We start from the raw sequence: 16,655 nt of genomic DNA on the forward strand, positions 1-16,655 counted from the left end.
CTGGCCGATACCGTCGCCTACGAACAACGCCATAACGAAGCCAATGGCGAGGACAATCGCGACGGCCATTCGGAGAATTATTCGCGCAACTGGGGCGCCGAGGGGCCGACCGACGATCCCGATATCAACGAAGCACGCGCGCGGGTGATGCGATCGATGCTGACCACGCTGCTGACCTCGCTCGGCACGCCGATGCTGGTGGCTGGCGATGAGTTCGGCCGGACCCAGAATGGCAACAACAACGCCTATTGCCAGGACAATGAAACCAGCTGGCTCCACTGGGATCTGGCGCGCTCGCCGGAGGGCGAGGCGCTGATCGACTTCACCGCACGGCTGACCGCGCTGCGACGGCGCTACCCGATGCTGCGCGCCGGCAACTTCCTCTACGGCGAAGGTTCGCCCGGACGGGGGATCGACGATCTCGAATGGTGGGACGAGCGCGGCGAGCAATTGTCGTCGGAGGATTGGGACAATCCCGAAGGCCGCGCCCTTGTCATGCGCCGGTCGGTGCAGTTGGAAACCGGCGAGATCGAATCCGTCACCCTGTTGCTGAACGCGTCGCCCGAACCGATCCTGTTCCGGCTGCCGCCCCCCGACGGGCCGCGGATGGTGATGATCGACAGCGCCCGGCCCGATCAACCCGTCACCGAGGTCACCGGCCACTATGAGGTCGGCCCGCAGGGCGCGGCCCTGCTGACCTGGAAGCTGGCCGCCGAATGACGGTGTGGGGGCCAGCGCTGGTGGCGCCCGGCCGCGCCCGCTTCCGGCTCTGGGCGCCCGACCGCGCCGCCGTGACGCTCGAGCGCGACGGGGCCGGCCCGGCCCCGATGACCCGCGCGGCGGACGGATGGTTCGAGGTCGAAACAGCGGCTGCGGCCGGTTCGCGCTACCGCTTCCGGCTAGATGCCGAACTGGCAGTTCCGGATCCCGGCTCACGCCGTCAATCAGGGGGCGTTCATGGCTGGAGTGTCGTCGAAGACACAAGCGCCTGGCGCTGGGAAAACACTGGCTGGCGCGGACGGCCGTGGGAGGAAGCGGTCATTCAGGAGGTGCATGTCGGCACGCTGGGGGGCTTTGCCGGCGTCGCCGAAACGCTGCCGGCACTGGCGGCACTCGGCGTCACCGCGATCCAGCTGATGCCGGTCAATGCTTTCAGCGGCAACCGCAACTGGGGCTATGACGGCGTGCTGCCGTTCGCGCCGGCCGAAAGCTATGGCAGCCCCGATGACCTCAAGGCGCTGGTCGACTACGCCCATGGCCTGGGGCTGATGATGTTCCTCGACGTGGTGTATAATCATTTCGGCCCCGACGGAAATTATCTGGGCGCCTATGCCAGCGGCTTCTTCCATGCCGGCATCGATACGCCCTGGGGCGGCGCGGTCGCTGTCGACAAGCCCCCCGTCCACGCCTTCTTCCGCGAGAATGCGCTGATGTGGCTGACCGACTATGGTTTCGACGGCCTCCGTTTCGACGCCGTGCATGCCATCGGCAATGATGATTTTCTCGACCAGCTGGCCGTCGAGCTGCGCGCGGCGACCGGGCCTGACCGGCATCTCCATCTGATCCTCGAGAATGAGCGCAATGATTCCGACCGGCTGAGCCCCGAACGCTATGACGCCCAGTGGAACGACGATTTCCACAATGTGATGCATGTGCTGCTGACCGGCGAGACCAGCGCCTATTATGCCGATTTTGCCGAGCGCCCCGCAGATCGGCTGGCGCGATGCCTGGCCGAGGGCTTCATCTACCAGGGCGAGGGATCGCCCAACCATGGCGGCACGCCGCGCGGCAAGCCCAGCGCGCACCTGCCGCCAACCACTTTCATCTCGTTCCTGCAGAACCATGACCAGATCGGCAATCGCGCTATAGGCGAGCGGCTGACTCTGCTGGCCGACCCCGCGAAGCTCCGCGCGGCAACCGCACTGCTGCTGCTGTCGCCGCAGATCCCGCTGCTGTTCATGGGAGACGAGGACGGCAGCCAATCGCCCTTCCTGTTCTTCACCGACTTTCATGACGACCTCGCCGACGCCGTCCGTGAAGGACGGCGCAAGGAATTCGCCAAATTCCCGGCATTCGCCGATCCGGCCGCGCGCGAGCGGATCCCCGATCCCAATGCCGAGGCCACGTTCGTGCAGTCGCGGCCGGCGCCGGGGCCGGAGGCCGGTGCATGGCGGGCGCTCCATGCCCAGTTGCTGGCGTTGCGACACGAGGCGATCGTTCCGCGCCTCATGGGTGCGCGCGCGATCAGGGCTGAGGCGATCGGCGATGGCGCGGTGGTCGCACGCTGGCGGATGGGGGACGGCGCGAGGCTGACGCTCGCGATCAATCTGGCCGACGACAGCGTGGCCTTTCCAGAGATCGCCGACCCGCTGTTCGCGCGGGGCGAAGCCGGCGCTCCCGGCAGTTTCCGCGCGTGGATCGAACGATGAGCACGCTGCACAGGCTGGCCGAAGCCGCGGGATTGCAGATCGACTGGGAAGACGCGCTCGGCGCGGCGCAGCGCGTGTCCGATCGCTCGCTGGCCGCCATCCTCAAGGCGCTGGGCTATGCCGCCGACAGTCCCGCAACGATTGCCGACAGCATGGCACGGATCGCCCATGACCGGGACATCGCCTGCGGCTTCGTGTCGGCCGTGGCGGGCGAGGCGCTGATGCTGCCATCGGCCTGCGGCGATCCGGGGCCGGCCGAGCTGCTCCTCGAAGACGGCAGCCACCGCGTCATCGTCGTCGAGGCAATCGATACCGGACTGCGCGTCCCCGCGATCGACACCATCGGCTATCATCACCTGAAGCTTGGCGCCCGCGAGATCAGCATCGCGATTGCGCCGCCGCGTTGTTTTTCGGTCGAGGATGCCGTCGGCGATCGGCGGCTATGGGGCCCAGCGGTGCAGATCGGCGCGCTTCGCGACGACAGCGCCAGCGCCTTCGGCGACTTCGGGACCCTGGCGCACACCGCCCGCGCCTTCGCCAAGCGCGGCGCCGACGCAATCGCCATCAGCCCGGTGCATGCGCTGTTCCCCGCCGATGCCAGCCGGTTCAGCCCCTATGCGCCCTCGACACGCCTGTTCCTGAACATCCTCTATGCCGACCCAGCCCTGGCCGGCGGCACGCCTGCCCCGGCGCCCGCGGCGGACCTCATCGACTGGGAGCATGCGATCCCGGCGCGACTGGCAGCGCTGCGCCACACCTATGACCATCGGTCGGAAGCCGTCCACCACGAGGTCGCCGCCCATGCGGCGATCGGCGGCGATGATCTCAAACGCCATGCACGCTTCGACGCGCTGCACGCCCATTTTTTCACACAGTCGGGCGCGTGCGGCTGGCAGGACTGGCCAGCCGCCTATCACGACCCCCACAGCGCGGCCGTCGCGCAGTTTGCCGCCGACCATGCCGAAGAGGTCGGCTTTTATCTGTTCCTGCAATGGCTGGCCAAATGCAGCCTCGACGCCGCCCAGCGCGCAGCCATCGATGCCGGCATGGCGCTCGGGCTGATCGCCGATCTGGCGGTGGGCATGGACGCCGGCGGCAGCCACGCCTGGAGCCGCCCCGACGACCTGCTGACCGGGCTGTCGATTGGCGCGCCCCCCGATCTGCTTGGCCCCGACGGACAGAGCTGGGGCATCACCGGCTTCTCGCCGCTGGCCCTGCAGCGCACCGGCTTCGCCCCGTTCATCGCCACCCTGCGCGCTGCGCTCGACCATGCCGGCGGCATCCGCATCGACCATGCGCTGGGACTGCGCCGGCTCTGGGTGGTGCCCGACGGCGCCTCCTCGGCCGAGGGCGCCTATCTGACAATGCCGATGGACGATCTGTTCCGGCTGATCGCGCTCGAATCGCATCGCGCCCGCGCCGTGGTGATCGGCGAGGATCTCGGCACGGTGCCCCCGGGGTTCCGCCCGGCCATGGACGACAAGGCGATGCTGGGCATGCGGGTCCTGTGGTTCGAGCGCGACAAGCAGGCCGGCTTCCTGCCCGCCCCTGCCTATTCGCGGCACGCGGTGGCGATGACCGGCACCCATGACCTGCCCACCGTCGCCGGCTGGTGGCAGGGACGCGATATCGACTGGCAATGGCAGCTCGGCCGCACCTCGCGCGCCGCCGATGAAGCCGCCGACCGCGCCGCGCGCGCCGACGAACGCACCGCACTGTGGCAGACCCTCATCGCGTCGGGCGACGCGCACGGGCCGCAGCCCGCCACCGACAATGCCGGTCCCGTCGTCGATGCAGCCCTGGCCTTCATCGGCCGCACGCCCTCGGCTCTGGCGATCGTGCCGATGGAGGACGTCGTCGGCGTCGTCGAGCAACCCAATCTGCCCGGCACCATGGACGAGCACCCCAATTGGCGCCGCCGCATGCCGGCAGCGACCGACACATTGCTCGACCGCCCCGCCGTCACCGCGCGGCTCGCCGCCTTGAACACGCAAAGAAACCCATGATCCCGCGCGCCACCTACCGCTTCCAGTTCCACAAGGACTTCACATTCGCCGATGCGGAGGCGCTGGTCCCCTATCTCGCCGATCTGGGCGTCAGCCACCTCTATGCCTCCCCCATCACCACCGCCCGATCGGGATCGACCCATGGCTATGACGTCGTCGACCCGACGCGGATCAATCCCGAACTGGGCGGCGAGGCCGCCTTTCGCAGCCTGGTCGCGGCACTACGGGCGCACGGGCTGGGGATCATCATCGACATCGTGCCCAATCACATGGGCGTCGCCGGCGGCGGCAATGGCTGGTGGAACGACGTGCTCGCTCGCGGGCCGGACAGCGAGCACGCAGGGGTGTTCGACATCGACTGGCACCAGAAGCTGGTACTGCCGATCCTGGGTGCCCCGCTGCCGACCGCACTGGCCCAGGGCGACATCAGCCTCGAGCGCGATGGCGACCAATGGTTTGTATCCGCCTATGGTGAGCGCCGCCTGCCGCTCCGCCCCGAGGATCAGCCCGGGCTCAATGCGTCGACAGACATCGCCGCCCTGCTCGATCGCCAGCATTACCGCCTCGCCTCGTGGCGCGTCGCCAATGACGAGCTCAACTGGCGCCGCTTCTTCACGATCAACGATCTCGCCGGCGTACGGATCGAAGACCGCCGGGTATTCGAGGCCGTCCACAAGCTTTATTTCCGGCTCCATGCCGAGGGCCTGATCGACGGCGTGCGCGTCGATCATGTCGACGGCCTCACCGACCCGGCCCGCTATTGCCGGCAGCTGCGCGCCCGGCTCGACGCGATCGAACGACCGGCGGACGCCCCGGCCGGCCCCGCTTATATCGTGGTCGAAAAGATCCTGGGCCCCGGTGAGCCGCTGGCGACCGATTGGGGTATCGACGGCACCAGCGGCTACGACTTCATGGAAGAAGTCGCCGCCCTTCTCCACGCCCCCGAGGGCGAAGACCCGCTCGGCACGCTGTGGGAAACCATCAGCGGGAGAAGCGCGGCGTTCGCCCCCGAGGAATTGCAGGCGCGCCAGGACATGCTGTCATGGCATTTCGAGGGCCAGCTCTCAGGCTGCGTTTCGGCCTTCGCGCCACTTGCCGAACCGCTGGGGTTCACATCGGGTATGGTCCGCCGCGCCATCGAGCGGCTGCTGTGGGTGTTCCCTGTCTACCGCACCTATGGCACCGGCAGCGATGCGCCCGTGAGTGACGCGGCGATCCGCGCCGAGGCCCGTCGCCGCGTCGCGCGCTTCGTGCCGCCGGGGGAAGCCCCGGTGATCGATGCGCTGCTTGGCTGGCTGGCCGGCACCGGGCCGGGGGACGCGACGCAGGTCGCCGACGCCGTCCGCCGCTTCCAGCAATTGTCGGCGCCGATCGCCGCCAAGGCGGTCGAGGACACGGCTTTCTACCGCTACGGCCGGCTGCTCTCGCGCAACGATGTCGGCTTCGACGCCGCGTGCTTCTCGATGCCGATCGAGGCATTCCATGCCGCCGCCGCGACCCGCGCCAGGGATTTCCCCGGCGCCATGCTGGCCACCGCCACCCACGATCACAAGCGCGGCGAGGATGTCCGCGCCCGCCTCGCCGTGCTGAGCGAAATCCCCGATGTCTGGCGCGACCATGTCGCAGCATGGGAGCAGATGATCGCCGACGACAGCATCGACTCGGCCGACCGCTACATGCTCTACCAGACCTTGTTCGGGGCCTGGCCCGACGGGCTTGCCGCCACCGACGGAACCGGCCTCGCCACCTTCGCCCAGCGGGTCAAGGGCTGGCAGGAAAAGGCGCTACGCGAAGCCAAGCTGCGCTCGTCATGGGAAGCGCCCGATCAGGATTATGAAGCGCGCGCGCGGGCACTGGTCGACCGCCTGCTCGATCCGCACACCGGATTTCCGGCCGCCATGGCAAAACTGGTCGCATTCACGCGACCAGCAGCCGACGCCAACACCTTGGTCCAGACGGCGCTCCACTTCACCGTCCCCGGCGTCCCGGACATCTACCAAGGCGCAGAATGGCTCGATCTGAGCCTGGTCGATCCCGACAACCGCCGGCCCGTCGACTATGACCGCCGGCGAGCGATGCTCAACGGCGACGCAACCGACAAATTCGCGCTCATCCGCAACCTGCTCGCGATGCGCCGCGCCGATCCGGCGCTGTTCGCCGAAGGCGGCTATACGCCGATCACCGCCACCGGAGCGCGGGCACGCCACATACTGGCCTTCGAGCGGCACCACCGACCATCGCGCCTGATCTGCGCGGTGGCGCTGCGTTGCGCCGCGCCGGTCATCGGCACCGCCGCCCCCGTGCCGCCACCGTCATGGTGGGGCGATACCAGCCTGTCGGTCGGCGGGAAGATGGTCCCTGCCGCCGACCTGTTCGCTCGGTCACCGGTGTGGCTAAGCCCCTCCCCCGCTCGGATCAGGGTGTTTTGATACCACCCTAAACATGCATCAGCGGATCGCTGAGACCGTGTTTTCCATCCTCGATCCGCCCGGCAAGGCGCATCTCGAAATCCCCGGCTTTCACGGCGAAGTCATACCAGCCATGGCTCTTCTCGGCCGACCAGCGTGCCTTCGCCTTCGACCCGGCGGCTAGCGCGATGCGCTGCGGCTCGTTCCCGGCGTAAAGATCCTGCTCGATGACGATGTCGACAGGCGCCGGCCCAGCATGGTCGATGGCGAGATCGAGCTGCTTGTGGCGTGCGGCGTAGCGCGCGACCAGCGCCGGTACCGGCGTCCCGGCCGGAGCGCTAAATGATCGCATGAAGCCGTTGGGCCCCAAGACAAGCAGATCGAAGCCCTTGTCGTCGATGGCCCATTGGTCCTCCAGCGTCTTGCCGGCGTCGACACAATAGCGGCGGGGAATTCGGTCGAGATGGTGCCTGTCATAGACATGGAAGGTCGCGCCGACCGTGCCTTCGTTCACAAAACCAAGTGTCACCGCCTCTTGCCGCATCCGCGCATCGACATGGAGCTTGTACGGCAAGGCGCGGGAAAAGCGCAGACCCTCTTCCTGAACCAGCAATCCCTTCGACTGGAAATGAGGGATGATCGGAAAATGCCGCATCTGTTCAGCAAGCGCGGCTCGCGAGCCGCTGGCATCGGGCAATCGGGGGAAATCACGGTCTGCATTCATGCTGAAATCGAAGCAGGACGTCAGGTCGCCGCACATCTTGCGATGCCACGGGCTGATCGCGGGAACGGAAATGTCGAACCGCTTTTCGAGGAAGCGCCCGATGCCGGTGTGATCGAATGTCTCGGAGTTGACCCAGCCACCCTTGCTCCACGGCGAGACCACCACCATCGGCACGCGCGGCCCCAGGCCCCAGGGACGGATGTTCCCGGTCACATCATCTTCAGGCAGCGTCCATTTGCCGTCGCTGCCGTCATAATATTCGCCCGCCAGATCGAAGGTCGCCTTGCCGGCGAGCGTGCCGTCCTTGTTGAAAGAGGGCGGAGCCGGCGGCGGCACATGATCGAAGAAGCCGTCATTTTCGTCGAAGGTGAGGAAGAACACTGTGCTCGCCCAGACATCCGGATTGGCCGTCAGGGCATCGAGCACGCGCGCGGTATATTCGGCACCCTCGATGGGGGTCGACGCCGAGGGATGCTCGGACCAATCGGCCGGCGGCAGGATCCAGGAAACGGCCGGAAGCGTCCCCTCGCGGACGTCCCGCGCGAGATGATCGAGCGACCAGTGCCGCATGCCGCGTTCGTAGAGCGCGTCACCCGGCTTGCAGTCGCGGAAGCCTTTGAAGGCTAGGCCACCATGGAACAGGCCCGAGCAATTGTCGTTCGGATCCTGATAGATGCGCCAGTCGATCCCGCTCTTCTCCAGCACTTCGGGGATCGACTCCCATTCGAAGGCGCTGCCGTCATAGCTATAGCCGGGATCGGGCATCGCGCCTTTGACATGGCAGCGCACGTTGTAGATTTCGGCGTTGGCCTCCGTGCAATTGACCCCGCGGGCCCGTAAGGCCGGATCGAAATTGGAGCCGGACCAGAAGACGATGCGGTTGGGATCCGTGCAGGTCATCAGCGAGCAATGGTAGGCATCGCAGACCGTGAAGGCTTCGGCGAGCGCGAACTGGAAAGGGATGTCCGATCGCCGGTAGAAGCCCATCGAGTAATCGGACTTGAATTTGGGCCAGGCGCCGGAGCGGCCCTGGCTCCACGCCGCCTGGGTGTCGGGATAGGTATGTGGCGTGTCGGGCACGCGCATTGCGCTGGTCTTGGCGGTATCGAGCCAGAAGGGCGGACGCACCCGCGCGCCATTATGCTGCTGCCAGATCGAGCGACCGTCGGGCAGCGGCACGGTATGGCGATCGCCGAACCCACGCACGCCCTTCATCGTCCCGAAATAATGATCGAAGGAGCGGTTCTCCTGCATCATGATGACGATATGCTTCACATCCTTGATCGTGCCGGTCACGCGCCGCGCCGGCACGGCGAACGCCCGGTCGATGCTCGCCGGCAGTGCGGCGGCGGCGCCAAACGCGCCGACCGCCTTCAGAAAATCGCGCCTGTGGTTCGCCATCGCAAAGGACCTTTCTGCAATCAGAAGTTGAACGCGGCGCGCACGAAGAAGGCACGCCCGATCGGATCGTAACGGCCGCCGCCACCGGCATAGGTCCGGGGATTGTAGGGCGGCTTGGTGTCGAGCAGATTCTTGATGCCGGCACCAATCTCCAGTCGATTGGCGAAGCGGCGGGTCAGCTGAATATCGTTGTACACCATCGCCGGGATGTCGTTGTCGTCGTAGAATTCCTCGGACACGTTCGGATCGACCTTGGCCGCGCTAATGAACTGGGTGCCGAGTGAGACGGTATAGTCTTCGGTGTCGAAGCTGGTCAGCAAATAGCCGCGAAAACGGGGATCGGTGAAACCGCCGGCATATTTGATGATGGAAGCCGGCTCGCCGGGAACCGCCTCGATCTGGCGCTGGATCAGATAGCTGCCGTTGAACGCGAAGTTGAGCTGACCGCTACCGAGCGGCAGCTGGTACTTCAGCCCGATATCGATACCTTGAACCGACAGGCTGGCTGCGTTCACATTCTGCGTCGAGACGAAGGTGACCTTGCCGTCAGGGCCGCGCTGAACATATGGACAGAAGGGATTATCCGTGCTCGGCAGATCGACACAATAATTCAGCATCTGCAGAAGCGGGAACGTCGTGATGACGTCCTTGATCTGGATGTTCCAATAGTCAATCGTGATGCCTAGGCCCTGGATGAAGCGGGGCTGGAGGGCCACACCGATCGTATAGCTGTTCGATATTTCGGGGGTCAGGTCCGGATTGCCGCCGCTCTGCACGATCACATTGTCCGAATAATTGGCCAGCGGCGTCGGGGCGCCCGTCGCCGCGCAATTGGCGGCGCGCGTGGCGGTGGCATTATAGTTCACGAACAGGCAGGGGTCGCTGATCGAGCCGGTGATGCCGATGTTGACTGGCGAGAACAGCTCGCCAAAATTGGGCACGCGCACACTGCGGGACCGTGTGCCGCGGATCGTCATCCCGTCCACCGGCTCCCACATTGCACCGGCTTTCCATGTGTGCGTGTCGCCGAGGTCCCGATAGCTGGAATAGCGATAGGCGCCCTCGACCTCGAGCCGCTGGAAGAAAGGCGTGTCGCGCAGGATCGGCACGACAAGTTCGCCATACGCTTCGGTCACGCCAAGCGAACCCTGCGCGTTGGTGCTCGGCACCACGCCTTCGAAGCCGCCCGGCCGGGCGTCGCCGCTCAGCGTCAACGGATCGCCGGTCATCTTGGCGGTCTCGGTGCGACGACCCACGCCGGCGGCGAAGGAAACGTCACCCGCCGGCAGCCGGAACAGCGTACCGTTCAGATCGGCCCCGAACAGATTCTGGGTGATTTCACTTCGGCCGCGAACGGTGGTGAGGATATAGTCCTGCTGCGCCTGGGTCATCGGATCGTTGCTGAAGATATTGTACGGCACGCAACCCGCCGCGCGCGCCGTCGCATCACGACAGACCGGCACGCCGGTGACCGGATCGGCAATGACATCACGCGCCGCCACCCAGCGCGATGTCCGCGGGACATTGGGCACGGTCATATCCTGGGTGGTACGGCCATATTGATAATAGACCTGCCAGTTGACCGAGTCGAAAATCCGTCCGCTCAGTTGTTGGGACGTGGTCAGCGTCTGACGATCTTCCTGGACCTCGATCTTCGGCCAGTTTTCATAGTAGCGCGAGATGTTGGCCTGGGTCCGGCCGAAGCTGGTCAGCAGCGCCCGGACGCTGTCCGGCATGTAAGGGTTGTCGATGCGGGCCACCGCGCCGCCGAAGGGCGCCGCGAAAAGCGTCCGGGAATCTTCGCGATAAAGGGAAATCTGGCCATTTGGCTGCGTACGCCCATAGGCAAACCGTGCGCCGAAGGTGATCCCGTCGGTGAGTTCATAACTGAAATTGGCCATTCCCGCGATCGTTCGCTGGCCAAGCCGCATTGGATAATAATATTCATAGCTTCTGATGACATCGGGATTGTTGATGCCGTTGACGCGCGCGAATTCACCCGTGCTGAGCTTCTGCTCCCCGAGAAGCGGCTGCAACTGTCCCTGGTAATAAGTATAAAAAGTATCGTTGTTCGGAATATACAAGGCCGGGACATCGGAATTGTATGGAAGGTAGAAACGATTGTAGCTGACATTGTCGGGAATGCCGTCCTTGGGTCCGGTGTTTGCCGGATTGGGCCAGAATGACAGATGGTTGAATGTTTGTTCGCGATCGGAATACAACACATTGCCGGTCTTGAGATAGGTGGCACCGATGGTGACGGATCCCCGGCCGTCGGCAAATTTGCCGCCGGCCAGCACCGACACATTGGTTTCCGGCGCATCTCCGCGCTGGGAAAGGCCCTGTTGCGCGGTGATCCGGAAGCCCTCGAAATTCTTCTTGGTAATGATGTTGACCGCCCCGGTCACCGCGTCGGCGCCATAGATGGCGGCGGCGCCGCCGGTGACGACCTCGATCCGGTCGATCATCCCCGCCGGGATCATGTTGATGTCGACCTGCGATGCGGTCACCGTGCCGGACACCTGCCGCTGGCCATCGACGAGCACCAGCGTCCGATTGGTGCCCAGATTGCGCAGGTTAAGATAGGCGGCGCCGGCCTGGCTGTCCGAGCGTCCCGATTCATAGGCACCGGTTCCGGGCGAAAGGGCAGGGACAAGCCGCAATGCATCATAGGCATTGAGACGACCGAGGGTCGACATTTCCTCGAATTCCATCACGCTCACCGGCATCGCCGATTCGAGCTCGCGCCGCGGAACCCGGGAGCCGGTGACGATGATAGCGCCGGCATCATCCAGTTCACCGCTCGCGCTTGCTGCACTTGACGACGGAAGTCCCTGTGCCTGCGCCGTCGAAATCGCCAACACCGAGCTTGCCAGCCCGGCAAGCAGCGACAGTTTATAAGCGCTCATTCCCTTTGCCCCTTGGTGACGGAACGCTGGCTGGAGCCCAGCAGGTCCGGTTGATCCGAGGCAGTCCATAGGCAGGGATTATGACAGGCAAATGAACTACTCTCAAAATATGTCGTCTAGAACTGAGACATGCATATCTCGCTTCGCGCCTGGTTCGCTCCGCCAATGACGTTTCTGGCGATTATCGCAGCCGATGGCCCTGAATTTGCTTCCCGGCCGTCATGGGCCGGGCTATCCCGGCGGCATGTCCAGACCGCCCCGAACCAACGGACAATTTATTCAGCCGGCAGCCGCCCGGCTTCAGAGCATGGCGGCGAGCCTGCCGGCGACCAGCCGGCGAATCGCACAGTTCGTGCTCGATAATGTCGGCGAGGTCGTCCACATGTCGGTGACCGAGCTGGCGGAAAAGACCGGCTCGTCGGAAGGCAGCGTCGTTGGCCTTGCCAAAACCCTCGGCTACACCGGCTTCCAGCAGCTCAAGATCGCGCTCGCACAGGATCTGGTGGCCCCGGTCCAGTTCATCCACGAGGATCTGGAGCCTGGCGATCACGCCGACACCGTGGTCCGCAAGGTCTTCGCCAGCCACATCCAGGCCCTGCAGGACACCCGCGCCAGCCTCGACATTCCAGCCCTGGTAAAGGCGGCGGAGGCGATTCGCACCGCCCGCCGCGTCGAGGTCTACGGCATCGGCTCTGCGGCCTCGGTCGCCGAGGACGCCGGCTATCGGCTGATGCGGATCGGGGTTCAGGCCAGGGTGCTGGTTGACAGCCATATCCAGGCGATCGGCGCCAGCCTCACTGGGCCGGATGTCGCCACCCTAACCATCTCGCATTCAGGATCGAGCCAGGAGACGCTCACAGCCACACGACTCGCGCGCGAAGCCGGAGCGCGGACAATCGTCGTCACCAACTACGGCAAGTCGCCGATCCTGGCCTATGCCGACATCGTGCTGTTCACCGTGGCGCGCGAGACCAATTTTCGCACCGAGGCGATGACCAGCCGGATCGGCCAGCTCGCGATCCTCGATGCGCTGATCGCCTGCATCGCGCTGGAGGACCATGAGACGTCCAGCGAGGTGCTGCGGCGCTCGTTCGAGATATTATCACTCAAGCGTTATTGAGCCGGCCACACAGGTCGGCCAGATTGGGATGCCCGCCGTGGCGATCGGCGTGGACGATCAGCGAGCGCAACCCCAGGGCGCTGGCACCGACCCGGTCGGTCAGCGGATTGTCGCCGATCACGATCGTGTCGCCGCGCGTCGATCCAAGCCGCTCGAGGGCAGCAACAAAGAGCGTCGGAGAAGGCTTGCCGATCACATGCCGCGCGGCAACGCTCGCCGCCGCCTCGACGGCCGCAAGCAACGACCCCGTCTCCGGCACGACCAGGCCATCATTCCCCGGATGGGTAAGGTCCGGATTGGCGGCGACCAGCACCGCGCCGCGGCGCACCTCATTGGCGATCAGCGTCAGCCGGGCATAGGTCCACCGGGTATCACGTCCCAGGACCACGACATCGGCGTTTTCGCTCACCGGCACCAGCCCATGGATTCGCGCACAGCGTCGCAGCACTTCCGAGGCGGCGATCAGGCAGCGTGCGCCCGGATACTGGCGCGCGACAAAGCCGATCGTCTCTTCCCCCGCTAGGATGATGCGCTCGGCCGGAATGGAGAAACCGACCCGGCGCAGTTTTCCGCTGAGCGAACGGCTGGTTTCGCTCGAATTGTTCGAAAGCAGCACGAAACGACCCTCGATGGCGCGCAGGAAGGCGTGCGCGCCTTCGGTCGCATGACCGCCCCGCAGCAATGTGCCGTCGAGGTCGAGAATGAAATGGTCGCCCAGCCTGATCGGACCCTCATCGCAGGCCATGCGTCCGGCTGACGATCGCGTGTCATGATGGTCGTTCAGAAGGGCTGCGCGCATCGCGCGGCTCGGATCAAGGCTCATGAGAGATATGCGATAATCTCAATTATTCGATTTTGCAAATGCAGATTGTTTCACGAATATGTCACATCGCTGCCCTATGCGACGGTTCCAATGGCGGATTCGAGCCGTCGCTGCGGCAGGAGTCGATCATGCGATTGCTTTGGGGTGTGGCGGCACTTCTGCTGATGTCGCCTGCCTGCTCGCAGGTCGAAACGCCTGCACGCGAAACCCTGCGGGTCATCCTGATTCCCGCTGATGGCGGCACCGAGGATGGCACCAAGGCGGACTATCAGCCGATCTTCCAGGCAGTCTCGCGCATGACCGGGCTCGATTTCGACATCAAGGTCGGCCAATCCTATGCCGTGGTTGTCGAGGCCCTGTGCAACGGCGGTGCCGACATCGCCTTTGTCGGACCCGTCACCTATATGCAGGCGCGAGAACGGGGCTGCGCCGAATTCCTCGCCGTCGGTGTGGAAAACAACCAGTCCACCTATTATGCGGGCATCTTCACCACCGCCGTCTCGCCGATCCGCACCATCGCCGACCTCGAACATCGCCGCGTGGCCTTCGGCGACGTCAATTCCACCTCGTCCTTTGTCTATCCGATGGCGATGATCGTCGATTCCGGGCTGGATCCGGTCCACGATCTGGCGGCCATCCGCATGACGGGCAGTCATGCCGAAAGCCTGGCCGCGCTCGTCCATGGCCAGGCCGATGCCGCGGCCCTGTCGTTCGACAGCTTCGACAAGGCCGTTGCCGAACATGCGGTCGATCCGGCGAAGATCCGCATCGTCGCCAAGAGCCCGCCCATCCCCTATCCGCCCCTGATCATGAGCAGCCGGCTCGATGCCGCGCTCAAGGCGAAACTGCGCGACGCCTTCTCCACGGTGGACAAGGCACCAGGCGTCACCCCGGACATGATCCGCGGCTATGGCGGCAAGAAGATCGACCGCTATGACACGGGCTATGCATCCGCCCAGTTCGAGGTGGCCGGCGCCGTCATGGCGAAGCTGGACGATGGCTTGAAAGCCGACATTCTCCGCAAGGCATCCGAGCGATGAGCCTGGTGTTCGACCATGTCGGCAAGCGCTTCCCGGACGGCACGGTCGCGCTGGCGGACGTCAGCTTTGAGGTGCCGGCGGGGCAGTTCTGCGTCATCCTCGGGCGCTCGGGCGCCGGCAAGTCCACGCTTCTCCGCTGCGTGAACGGCCTTGCCACACCAGGCAGCGGCAAAGTGACCGTAGGCGGCGTCGAGGTCGCTGCGGCCACGCTGCGTCGCCTCCGTCCACGCATCGGGATGATCCATCAATCATTCAACCTCGTGCCGCGGGCCAGCGTCGCAACCAATGTCATCGCCGGCGCGCTTCCGGCGGTATCGACCGGCCGCGCGCTGCTCGGTCTGTTTCCCAGGACCTTGCGCCAGAAAGCCTGCGCGCTGATCGCCGACGTCGGGCTCGGCGAGGCGCATCTGCAACGCCGCGTCGCTTCGCTTTCGGGCGGCCAGCAGCAGCGCGTCGGCATCGCCAGAGCCTTCATGCTTGAGCCCGATTATGTGCTGGCGGACGAGCCGGTCGCCAGCCTCGACCCCCAGACCAGCCTGGAAATCATGGCGCTGATCCGGCGTGAGGCGAAGCAACGCGGCGCCACCGTGCTGTGCAGCCTTCATCAGATCGATCTGGCCATGCGCTTCGCTGACCGCATCCTGGCATTGAGGGAAGGGCGGGTGGTGTTCGACGGCCCGCCCAAGGCCCTCGCCAGCAGTGGCCTCGGGCAGATCTACGACCTGGTCCGGTCCGAACCATGTTCGTCTCCGCAAGTCATGCACGCATGACCGTTATGGACAAGATGGCGCCTGGCCCCGCGGCCGGAAGTTGGCGCTTTCCAACGCTGTTCGGCTGGCGGACCCTGCTGGTCATCGTCATTGCCCTGATGGTCGTGCTTCGCACCGGCGCCGATGTCGGGATGGGCAGGGCGGTTGTTGAATCCGGCAAGGGCGTTGCCGTGGCCGTCGGCCTCCCCGGGGAGTCGCAGGTGGCGCGCGGTTTCGGCACGATTCTCACCCGGATGTTTCCGCCGCAACTGGCCGAAGTCACCGAGACTTCGCGAATTGCGGGATTCGATCGCGACCGGCTGCCCCTGTTCGCCCGCGTCGAAAGCCAGACGATCATGGTCCAGTCGCTGGACCCCGAAACCATGCGCATGGTCGCAAGGCCCGTGCAGCGCGAGCTGCTCATCGAACCCTTGGGCTATCTGCGCCAGGTCGTCGCCAAGCTCATCGAGACGCTCGAGATCGCGCTCTGGGGCACACTGATTGCCGTACTGATCGGCGCCCCGCTTGCCTTCCTCGGTGCCCGCAACCTCTCGCCACACCCCCTGCTGATTGTCGCGAGCCGCAGCATCGTCAGCCTGCTGCGCTCCATTCCCGAACTGATCAGCGCGCTGTTCTTCGTGCTCGCCTATGGTTTCGGCCCCGTGGCGGGCATTTTCGCGCTGGCGCTGTATGCCGCCGGTTTCCTCGGCAAATTCTATGCGGAAGACATCGAGAACGCCGATCGCGGCGCGCAGGAAGCGCTCACCGCCGTCGGTGCCAACCGGCTGAAGCTGTTCTGCTACGCCATACTGCCGCAGGTTCTGCCGCAATATGTCGCTTACACGCTCTACATTCTCGATCGCAACGTGCGGATGGCCACCGTCATCGGCCTGGTCGGCGCCGGCGGCATCGGCATGGAACTGAAGGGCCGCTATGATCTCTACCAATATGCCCATGTCGGCACCATCCTGATCGCCATCTTCGTCCTCGTCTTCGCGCTCGACCAGCTTGCGGCCTGGCTGCGTCGCCGCCTGATATGATGACCA

10 protein-coding genes and 1 pseudogene are annotated in these 16,655 nt (G+C 65.3%); 8 read left to right on the forward strand and 3 right to left on the reverse strand.

Features of this window, described 5'->3' with window-relative positions; genetic code table 11:
• The 4 genes and pseudogenes from ACTIFJ_RS12265 to treY all read left to right on the forward strand — a co-directional run.
• Positions 1 to 720, forward strand: a pseudogene (locus ACTIFJ_RS12265) (glycogen debranching protein GlgX); the annotation flags it as partial.
• Complete coding sequence (gene treZ, locus ACTIFJ_RS12270) at positions 717 to 2,429, forward strand: malto-oligosyltrehalose trehalohydrolase (RefSeq protein ID WP_439534397.1); 1,713 nt, start codon at positions 717 to 719, stop codon at positions 2,427 to 2,429. The pseudogene ACTIFJ_RS12265 and the gene treZ, both read left to right, overlap by 4 nt.
• Positions 2,426 to 4,435, forward strand: coding sequence for a 4-alpha-glucanotransferase (malQ, locus tag ACTIFJ_RS12275; RefSeq protein ID WP_439534398.1), 2,010 nt, complete (start codon positions 2,426 to 2,428; stop codon positions 4,433 to 4,435). Before treZ ends, malQ begins: the two co-directional genes overlap by 4 nt.
• A complete protein-coding gene (treY, locus tag ACTIFJ_RS12280; protein ID WP_439534399.1) occupies positions 4,432 to 6,864 on the forward strand; it encodes a malto-oligosyltrehalose synthase in 2,433 nt (810 codons plus the stop codon). Before malQ ends, treY begins: the two co-directional genes overlap by 4 nt.
• 7 nt (positions 6,865 to 6,871) lie before the next feature.
• Here treY and ACTIFJ_RS12285 read toward each other — a convergent pair whose 3' ends face one another.
• Together ACTIFJ_RS12285 and ACTIFJ_RS12290 are read right to left on the reverse strand one after the other, a co-directional pair.
• Positions 6,872 to 8,968, reverse strand: a complete 2,097-nt coding sequence (locus ACTIFJ_RS12285; protein ID WP_439534400.1) for a phosphocholine-specific phospholipase C — start codon at positions 8,966 to 8,968, stop codon at positions 6,872 to 6,874.
• A 20-nt stretch (positions 8,969 to 8,988) separates the two neighbouring features.
• Positions 8,989 to 11,877 (reverse strand): TonB-dependent receptor plug domain-containing protein, encoded by a 2,889-nt coding sequence (locus ACTIFJ_RS12290; RefSeq protein WP_439534401.1) that lies wholly within the window; start codon positions 11,875 to 11,877, stop codon positions 8,989 to 8,991.
• 244 nt (positions 11,878 to 12,121) lie between these two features.
• Here ACTIFJ_RS12290 and ACTIFJ_RS12295 point away from each other — a divergent pair, with 244 nt between their 5' ends.
• Positions 12,122 to 12,997, forward strand: a complete 876-nt coding sequence (locus tag ACTIFJ_RS12295; RefSeq protein WP_439534402.1) for a MurR/RpiR family transcriptional regulator — start codon at positions 12,122 to 12,124, stop codon at positions 12,995 to 12,997.
• On the opposite strand, the gene ACTIFJ_RS12300 is transcribed toward ACTIFJ_RS12295, so the two are convergent.
• Positions 12,984 to 13,742, reverse strand: a complete 759-nt coding sequence (locus ACTIFJ_RS12300) for an HAD-IIA family hydrolase (RefSeq protein ID WP_439534403.1) — start codon at positions 13,740 to 13,742, stop codon at positions 12,984 to 12,986. The two genes, ACTIFJ_RS12295 and ACTIFJ_RS12300, sit on opposite strands and share 14 nt — an antisense overlap.
• Before the next feature lie 206 nt (positions 13,743 to 13,948).
• On the opposite strand from ACTIFJ_RS12300, the gene ACTIFJ_RS12305 reads away from it, so the two are divergent.
• The 3 genes from ACTIFJ_RS12305 to phnE are packed head-to-tail and all read left to right on the forward strand — an operon-like array spanning position 13,949 to position 16,649.
• Positions 13,949 to 14,860 (forward strand): phosphate/phosphite/phosphonate ABC transporter substrate-binding protein, encoded by a 912-nt coding sequence (locus ACTIFJ_RS12305; protein WP_439534404.1) that lies wholly within the window; start codon positions 13,949 to 13,951, stop codon positions 14,858 to 14,860.
• On the forward strand, positions 14,857 to 15,630 hold the full coding sequence (locus ACTIFJ_RS12310) for a phosphonate ABC transporter ATP-binding protein (protein ID WP_439534405.1): 774 nt from the start codon (positions 14,857 to 14,859) through the stop codon (positions 15,628 to 15,630). Before ACTIFJ_RS12305 ends, ACTIFJ_RS12310 begins: the two co-directional genes overlap by 4 nt.
• A 14-nt stretch (positions 15,631 to 15,644) precedes the next feature.
• Positions 15,645 to 16,649 carry a phosphonate ABC transporter, permease protein PhnE gene (phnE, locus tag ACTIFJ_RS12315; protein WP_439534406.1) on the forward strand — a complete coding sequence of 335 codons (1,005 nt, stop codon included), beginning with the start codon at positions 15,645 to 15,647 and terminating at the stop codon, positions 16,647 to 16,649.
• The last annotated feature ends 6 nt before the right edge of the window (positions 16,650 to 16,655 follow it).

The sequence above is a fragment of the Polymorphobacter sp. genome, assembly GCF_051860865.1.
Classification (GTDB): domain Bacteria; phylum Pseudomonadota; class Alphaproteobacteria; order Sphingomonadales; family Sphingomonadaceae; genus Sandarakinorhabdus.